The organism is Burkholderia paludis (assembly GCF_000732615.1).
GTDB classification, from domain to species: Bacteria; Pseudomonadota; Gammaproteobacteria; order Burkholderiales; family Burkholderiaceae; genus Burkholderia; species Burkholderia paludis.
In genome coordinates this window covers 83,193-90,793 of the sequence record NZ_JPGL01000037.1, presented here as the reverse complement: position 1 = coordinate 90,793, position 7,601 = coordinate 83,193, and the positions used below count along the sequence as shown (strand labels likewise).

The 7,601-nt window shown below is 69.3% G+C and carries 5 protein-coding genes; 2 read left to right on the top strand and 3 right to left on the bottom strand.

The window, feature by feature from the left end:
• The first annotated feature begins 90 nt into the window (after positions 1 to 90).
• Entirely contained in the window at positions 91 to 909 is an 819-nt protein-coding gene (dapF, locus tag GQ56_RS0123150) for a diaminopimelate epimerase (protein WP_031400905.1), read from the top strand.
• Between the two features lie 56 nt (positions 910 to 965).
• Here the strand turns inward: dapF and GQ56_RS0123145 are convergent, their stop codons facing one another.
• Positions 966 to 1,394 carry a PRC-barrel domain-containing protein gene (locus GQ56_RS0123145; RefSeq protein ID WP_031400904.1) on the bottom strand — a complete coding sequence of 143 codons (429 nt, stop codon included), beginning with the start codon at positions 1,392 to 1,394 and terminating at the stop codon, positions 966 to 968.
• 354 nt (positions 1,395 to 1,748) lie between these two features.
• Positions 1,749 to 2,465, bottom strand: a complete 717-nt coding sequence (cblR, locus tag GQ56_RS0123140) for a cable pilus system response regulator transcription factor CblR (protein ID WP_031400903.1) — start codon at positions 2,463 to 2,465, stop codon at positions 1,749 to 1,751.
• Positions 2,466 to 2,855: 390 nt separating this feature from the next.
• Between cblR and GQ56_RS0123135 the strand changes: the two genes are divergently transcribed.
• Entirely contained in the window at positions 2,856 to 5,354 is a 2,499-nt protein-coding gene (locus tag GQ56_RS0123135) for an ATP-binding protein (RefSeq protein WP_031400902.1), read from the top strand.
• Between the two features lie 55 nt (positions 5,355 to 5,409).
• Here the strand turns inward: GQ56_RS0123135 and GQ56_RS0123130 are convergent, their stop codons facing one another.
• The gene (locus GQ56_RS0123130) at positions 5,410 to 7,536 is read right to left on the bottom strand and encodes an ATP-binding protein (RefSeq protein ID WP_321029203.1); all 2,127 of its coding nucleotides are present in this window, start codon (positions 7,534 to 7,536) and stop codon (positions 5,410 to 5,412) included.
• Positions 7,537 to 7,601: the final 65 nt, after the last annotated feature.

Below are 7,601 nucleotides of genomic sequence, written 5' to 3'. Positions count from 1 at the left end.
GCCCCGCGCCCCACCCTGCGCGGCATTGCGGCATTGATCCCGGCCGCCGTGCACCGTACAGTGTTCGCCTGTCTCGATACCGGAACCGCCATGCCGATCGGATTTCAGAAAATGCACGCGAACGGCGACGACTTCGCCATCGTCGACCTGCGCGGCACCGCGCACGCCATCGACGGCCGTCTCGCCCGACAAATGGGCGACCGGCGGCGCGGCATCGGCTTCAACCAGCTCGCGGTCGTGTCGGACTGCGACGACGCGGCCGCGCGCGTCGCGTTCTGGAACGCCGACGGCTCGCCGCTCGCCACCTGCGGCAGCGCGACGCGCGGCGTCGCGTGGCAACTGATGCGGGAAACCGGCCTGTCGTCGCTCGTGCTGCGCACCGCGCGCGGATATCTCGTCTGCTCGGCGGACGCGAACGACCGGATCACCGTCGAGATGGGCGTGCCGCTCACCGGCTGGCGGGACGTGCCGGTCGCCGAGGCGCTCGATACCCTCGCGCTGCCGCTGCCCGGCGCACCGGCCGCGTGCAACATGGGCAATCCGCACTGCACGTTCTTCGTCGACGATCTGCGCACGATCGACGTCGAGGCGCTCGGCCCGCCGCTCGAAACGCATCCGCTGTTTCCGCAGAAAACCAACGTGCATTTCGTCCAGGTGATCGATCGCGCGCATATTCGCCTGCGCATCTGGGAGCGCGGCGGCGGCGTACCGCTCGGGTCGGGATCGTGTTCGTGCGGGGCGGTCGTGAACGGCATCCGGCGCGGGCTGCTGGATGCGTCGGTGCGCGTCGAATGCGACGGCGGCGACGTGACGGTGCGCTGGGACGGCGCCGGCAGCGTGTTCCTGAGCGGGCCGGTCGCGCCCGTCTTCGGCGGAACCTGGCAGGACGAGCCGGCCCCAGCGGCCTGAGCGCCCGCGGGCGCGCGGGCGGCGAGCCCGGCGCATGCCGCGCCGGGCGGTGACGATCAGTGCTTGTCGTCGACCTTCTTCGGCTTCGGCGGCGTCGGCACCTTCGCGTACTGGAACGCGGGCGTTGCCTTCAGCGCCTCCTTGGTCGCGCCCGGCAGGTAGATGTTGCCGTTGTGCACATCCAGCGACGCGATCGGCACCGCGACGTCATGCGCGGCCACGCCCAGGAAACCGCCGGCCGACACGATCGCCGCCGACACCGAGCCGTCCGGCGCGACGATCAGGTCGCGGACGCTGCCGACCTTCTGGTTCTGGTCGTTGTAGACGGCCTTGCCGAGCACGCTCTTCTTCACGCTCCAGCCTTCGAGCAGCGCCTGCGATTGCTCGACGGTCACGCTGAGCGGCTGCGCACCGGCGATCTGCGCGTGTGCGCTGACGCTCGATGCGAGGACGGTTGCTGCGATGAGGGTCTTGTAGAAAGCCATGCTGTCATGTACTCCGGTGAATTGTTGTCGATGCGGGCGGCCGGCCGAGCCGCCGCCGTGCGTGCGTCGCATGCGGCACGGCGGCCGGCGCGCGATGCATTGCACCGGCCCATGTTAGCGCCCCTCGCGCAACGCTGCATCGGACGCGATGACGCACCGGCGCGATCGCGACGTTACGGACACCGCAGCGAAGCGCGGATGCGGGCATTCGGTCCGCTCATCGTGGATTCCGGAAGCGGGACGATGCGGGCGCAACCGCTCGCGGCAAGCCGGCCGCGCCGCGCCGATCGCGCAGCGGCGATCGTCCGCACAACCGGCGCGCGCGTCGCGGGCAACAACGCCGCGACGCACCGCTCAGCCCGTCCGTCCTTCCTCGATCAGCTTGCGGGATGCGAACAGTTCGGCATCGTTGCGGATGCCGAGCTTGCGAAACGCCGATTGCTTCTGGGCGCTGATCGTCTTGCGGCTGCGGGAAAACTTCAACGCGATGTCCGACACGGACAGCCCCGCGAGATAACAGCGCAGCACTTCGTGTTCGCGCGGACTCAGCCCCAGGTCGGTGGACAGGCCCGCGTCGGACGGCGGTGCGCTCTCGCCGCTCGCGGGCTTCGGCTCGGCCGCGCGCGGGTCGGGCGCCGAGCCCGCCATGATGCGGTCCGCCAGTTCGGCGCTGATATAGGAACGGCCGCTCGCCACGACACGAATCGCATGCGCGAGCTCGCTGAGATTCTCGCTCTTGCCGAAAAAGCCGAGCGCACCCGCGCGCATCGTCATGTTCACGGTCGCTGGCGTATCGCTGCTCGACGTCATCAGAATCCGGCTATCCGGAAAGCGCGTATTGACGAGTTTGACGAGGTTGAGGCCGTCGATCTCGCCGGGGCCGAGCGTGTAGTCGAGCAGCACGACATCGGCGTGATTCGCCTCGAGCCAGCGGATCAGGTCGCGCGATTTCGCGAAACTCGCCGCGACCTGAATGCCGGTCTTCTCCGCCAGGTAACTGGCGATCCCGTGCTGGACGACGGCGTGGTCGTCCAGGATCACGACCTGGATCGACTGGTGCTCTGGCCTCATTGCTAACCCTTTCTTTATTTCGGTTCGGCTCCGATTGGCTGCGCCGCACCGCTCGTCGTCGCGGGCCGCCATCGATGCCGTTGTTTATTGGGATGAGATTACCGGTTTTTCGGCTGTTTTTTAACCCCGCCGGCCAAACCGGACAGGCTCGTTCGACCGGGTCTCCCGGCAGCAAGACGGCGTTGCGCTTCCCCTGTCCGCGACCTATGATGGCTGGCCCGTTTTTAGACGGTGCTCGCGCTCGTCGCGGCGGCCGATGCGGATCCGGCCGCCGGGTGCCACGCCGGACGGGAACCGCGACGTCGAAGCGGGCCGACGCCGCCGCAACCGCTCGAACAACGATGCCGGTTCATTGCAAGCCGGCCGACAACGCGAGGGAAGGACGTGAACATGGTGAGTGTGAAGGGGCGCGCCGTCCTGATCGGCATGATGATCGGGCTGATGCCGGCGTCCGGACGGGCGGCCGACGCACTGCCGTTCACCGCGGAAGAAAAGGCCTGGATCGCCGCGCACCCCGTCGTTCGGACCCGCGCCGATCCGACGTGGCCCCCGTTCGAATTTCGCGAGAACGGCAAGGTCGTCGGCGTGGTGCCGTCATTTCTCGATGCCATCTCGAAGATCAGCGGCTTGCGCTTCGAGTATGTCGACGAGCTCACGTGGCGCAACTCGCCTGATGCACTGCGCACCGACCTGATCGACATCATTCCCGACATGACGTGGCGCAGCGCGTCCGACGAGGCGGCGCACGGCGACCCGAGCAAGCTCCGCAGCCGCGTCATCATCAGCCGCCCCTATTTCGTCGGTACGGTCTTCGTCGTGGCATCCGGGCACCAGACGCTGTTCGTCGAGGCCCGCAATCTCGCCGGCCGGCGTGTCGCGGTCAAGGGCGGCGGCGCACTGGAAGTCGCGCTCCGCCACAGCACCCTCCCGATGACCCTGCTGACCTACCCCGATGAGCGCGACGCGCTCGAGGCCGTCGCCGACGGCCGCGCGGATGTCGCGATCGGCCCCGACATGGCGATCCTGCCGCCGCTGCAACGGCAATACCACGACAAGCTGTTCGTGGCAGGCGGCCTGCCGGACAACCCCTATGCGCTCGCGATCGGGACGCGCCGCGACCTGCCGGTGCTTGCGTCGATTCTCGACAAGTCGCTTGCGGCGATCCCGGCGCGCGACGCCGAGGCCATTTCCCGCCAGTGGATCGAATCGACCGACTACGGCAAGCCGTCGCTGCACTCGATCCTCTATTACCGGCGCTGGGAAGTCACGGCGGCCGGCGCCTGCCTGCTCGCGTTGCTGGCGATCGCATTCGTTTCCTGGCGTTCGCGCGTCGCGGCGGTGCGCAACGAACGCGACAAGGCGATGTTCTTCGCGTTCATCAGCCACGAGATCCGCACGCCGATGCACACGATCCTGTCGTCGCTGGAACTGCTGCAACGCTCGAAGCTGCCGCCGAAGCAGGCCGGCCGCGCGGACGCGGCGGTGGCCGCGTCGGAATCGCTGCTGACGCTGCTCGACGACATCCTCGACTACTCGCGCCTCGAATCGCGCAACGTGACGCTCGCGCCCGAACCCACGCCCATCGAACCGTGGGTGCGGCGCAGCGCCGACATGGTGCGCTGGCGCATCGACGAGAAAAAGCTGGACCTGACGCTCGAACTCGCATGCCCGCCCGGGCTGCGCGTGCTGATCGACCCGGTGCGCACGCGGCAGATCGTGCTGAATCTGCTCGTCAACGCGATCAAGTTCACGTCGGCCGGCTCGATCGCGCTGCGCGTCGACTATCTCGACGGCAAGCCGGAGCGTGCCGGCTCGCTCGTGATCGAGGTCCGCGATACCGGCATCGGCATTCCGCCCGAACGCCAGCGCAGCATCTTCGAGCCGTACCAGCGCGCCGAGCGAGCCGGGAGCCGGCGCGTCGCCGGCAGCGGATTGGGGCTGTCGATCTGCCGCGAACTCGTCGACCTGATGGAAGGCGTCATCACCGTCAGCAGCAGCCCCGACAAGGGCACCATCTTCACCGTGATCCTGCCGGTGCGGCGCATCGCGCACGCGCCGGCGCCCGGCCCGGCCGACGCGCACGGGGCGCCGGCCGAACCGGCGCAGCCGGCGGGCGAGCCGACGCCGGCGGCAACCGACACGCCTCGGCCAGCCGCGAACGGCCCGATGATCCTGGTCGTGGACGATCATGAAGCGGTTCGTCATGCGATCCAGCATCAGCTCGACGCACTGGCCTGCCGCTCGATCGTCTCCGACAGCGGCGAGCATGCGCTCGCGCAGTTCGCGCACACGACGTTCGACATGGTGCTGATCGACTGCGACCTGCCCGACATCGACGGCTATACGGTGGTGCAACGCATGCGCGACAGCGAACGCCGGCACCAGCGCACGCACACGCCGATCGTCGCGATCTCGGCGGCGACCGGCGACGCGCATCGCGAACGGTGTTTCGACAGCGGCATGGACGGCGTGCTGGGCAAGCCGCTGCGGCTCGATGCACTGCGCCAGATGATCGATCTGTGGTGCCCGGCCGACGAGGCGGCCGACACCGCGTCGCCGGCGCAGGACCCGCGCCCGGCGCAAGCCGATTTCCGGACGATCTATCGGCACAGCGTCGATGCCGATCTGGCGACGCTCGGCGCCGCGTTGTCGAACGGCGATACCGGGCAGGCGAGTCATGCCGCGCACCGCATCAAGGGCGCGGCGGCCGTGGCCGGCCATCGCGCGACGAGCGAACTGGCCGCCGAACTCGAACGCCGGCTGCAGCTCGCCTCCGGCGGCATGCCGCCGGGCATCCATGCGCTCGGCGAAGAACTGCTGCGCCTGCATCGCGCCGACATCGCCGGGCCGGACGCCCGCGAGCGCGAAACGGGCGACCCGGATGCATGAGCCGCACGCGGACAGGAAAGCCCGGCGACCGGCCGCCGGGACGCGCGACGCGAGCCTAGTGCGCCGCCGACGCATCCGGCACGTCGCGCGCCTCGACCGGACACCACGTCGCGATCGCCTGCCGGAGCGTTTCGAGGCGCAGCGGCTTGCCCAGCACGCCGTCCATCCCGCTTTCCAGGCACCGCGCCCGGTGCGCATCGCCGGACTCCGCCGAAATCGCGACGATCGGAACATGCCCGGCCTCTCGCGCGGCTTCTTCCTGACGGATCATGCGCGCGAGCGCGTAGCCGTCGATGTCGGGCAGGCGGCAATCTAGCAGCACCAGGTCGATGCGGCCGCGCGCGAGCTGCCGCAACGCGTCCTCGCCCGTGCCGGCGGCGATGCCGATGCAGCCGAGCGCGTCGCATTGATCCTGAAGCGCGGCCCGCACCGCGTCGTGATCGTCGACGATCAGGATGCGCGGCGCGGCGTGCTGCGACGGCGCCCCGCCTGCGTCCGCCGGTGACGGCACCGACGCCGGCGTCACCGCGAACGGCGCCGCCGCCGGCACGCCCTCGATGGCCGTCACCGGCAAGTGCACCTTGAATACCGTCTCGACATGCGGCGTGCTTTCAACGGTGATCGAGCCGCGCATCAGCTCGACGAGTTCGCGGCAGATCGCGAGCCCGAGCCCGCTGCCGCCCGCGCCCTGCTGCGGCGCGCGCTCGGCCTGCCAGAATGTATCGAAGACCTGCCCGCAACGCTCGGGCGCGATGCCGATGCCGGTGTCGCGCACCTCGATGCGCAGCGTGCCGTGGCTTCCGTGGCGGGCCGCCAGATAGCGGACCCGCAGCGCCACGGCGCCGGCCGACGTGAAGTTGATCGCGTTGACGAGCAGGTTCAGCACGATCTGCCGGACGCGCACGGAGTCGATCGCGACATGCAGCGACGGCGGCGCGGAAACGTCCAGCGTCAACGCAAGCGCCTTGCGCTCTGCGCGCCACCGCACCATGTCGACCGTCTGGCGCGCCCACGCCCCGAGCTCGACCGTTTGCGGCGACAGCGTGACCTTGCGCGACTCGAGGCGCGAGTAGTCGAGAATGTCGTCGAGCAGCGTCAGCAGCGTTTCGGAAGCCGACACGGCCGCATCCACTCGGCCGGCCTGCTGCGCGTGAAGCCGCGAACGCCGCAGGAATTCGAGCGACGAAAGAACCGTCTGCATCGGCGTGCGGATCTCGTGACTGACGAAGGCAACGAACATCGCCTTGTCGCGTTTGCTGCGCACGGCCGCCGCGCGCGATTTCCACATCACGCAGGCCAGCGCCGCAAAGGTCAGCAAGGTCGCGGCGATCGCGAGGACCACCGGCGCCCGGTAATGCACGATCGAGCGGATCGTCGGCTTGCCGTAGTCGCCCAGTTCGATCGAATCCCGCGTGATCGCGGCCGTGTCGCTGACCGGAATGGCCGCGAGCGACTTGTCGATGATCGATGCGAGGAGCGGCAGGTCGGCACGCGAGAGCATCGCGAGCGACACCGGGCGATCGGCCAGCATCCCGGACATGTAGAGCTGGCCGGTGAATTGCCGGCGCACGATCGGCAGGATGGTGACGTCGATGCCGAGCGCGGCATCGGCTTCGCCGTTGGCGACCGCGGCCAGCGCGAGCTCCTCGGTGTCGAACGTCAGCACCTCGAGCGGCACGCCGCTATGGCGGACGAAATACTCGACCGCGCCGCGCCCCTTGATCGCGATGCGCCGGCCCTTCAGCCGCTGCAGGCCGAAGATCATCGCGTAGTCGTTGCGCGTCACGACGGTCAGCCGCCCGACCAGATAGGGCGCGCTGACCAGCGCGCCGGCGCCGACGCGGTCCGGCACCAGCTCGCGCCAGACGCCCGGCAGCAGGTCGACCTTGCCGGACCCAAGCGCATCGTATGCCTGCCCCCACTGGGTGCCGGGCACCGTCTGGAACGTGAGCCCGGTCATCTTCGAGATCGCGCCCAGGTAACCCGCGACGAGCCCCGCATGCCTGCCGTTGCGCAGGTATTCGATCGGGTGCCAGTTCGCCTCGACCGCGATATGGACGACCGGATGCGCGCCGATCCACCGAAGCTCCTCGTCGGTGAAGACCGGCTTCCAGCAGGCGGTCGAGGCGCCCGCGCCGACCGGGACGGCCAGCAGCGCCGCCGTCAACACGAGGCGAAGCATGCGCCACACCGGGCGCCGTACGGATAACCTGGCTTCCATGATCGATTCGCTTGGGATGAGGACGT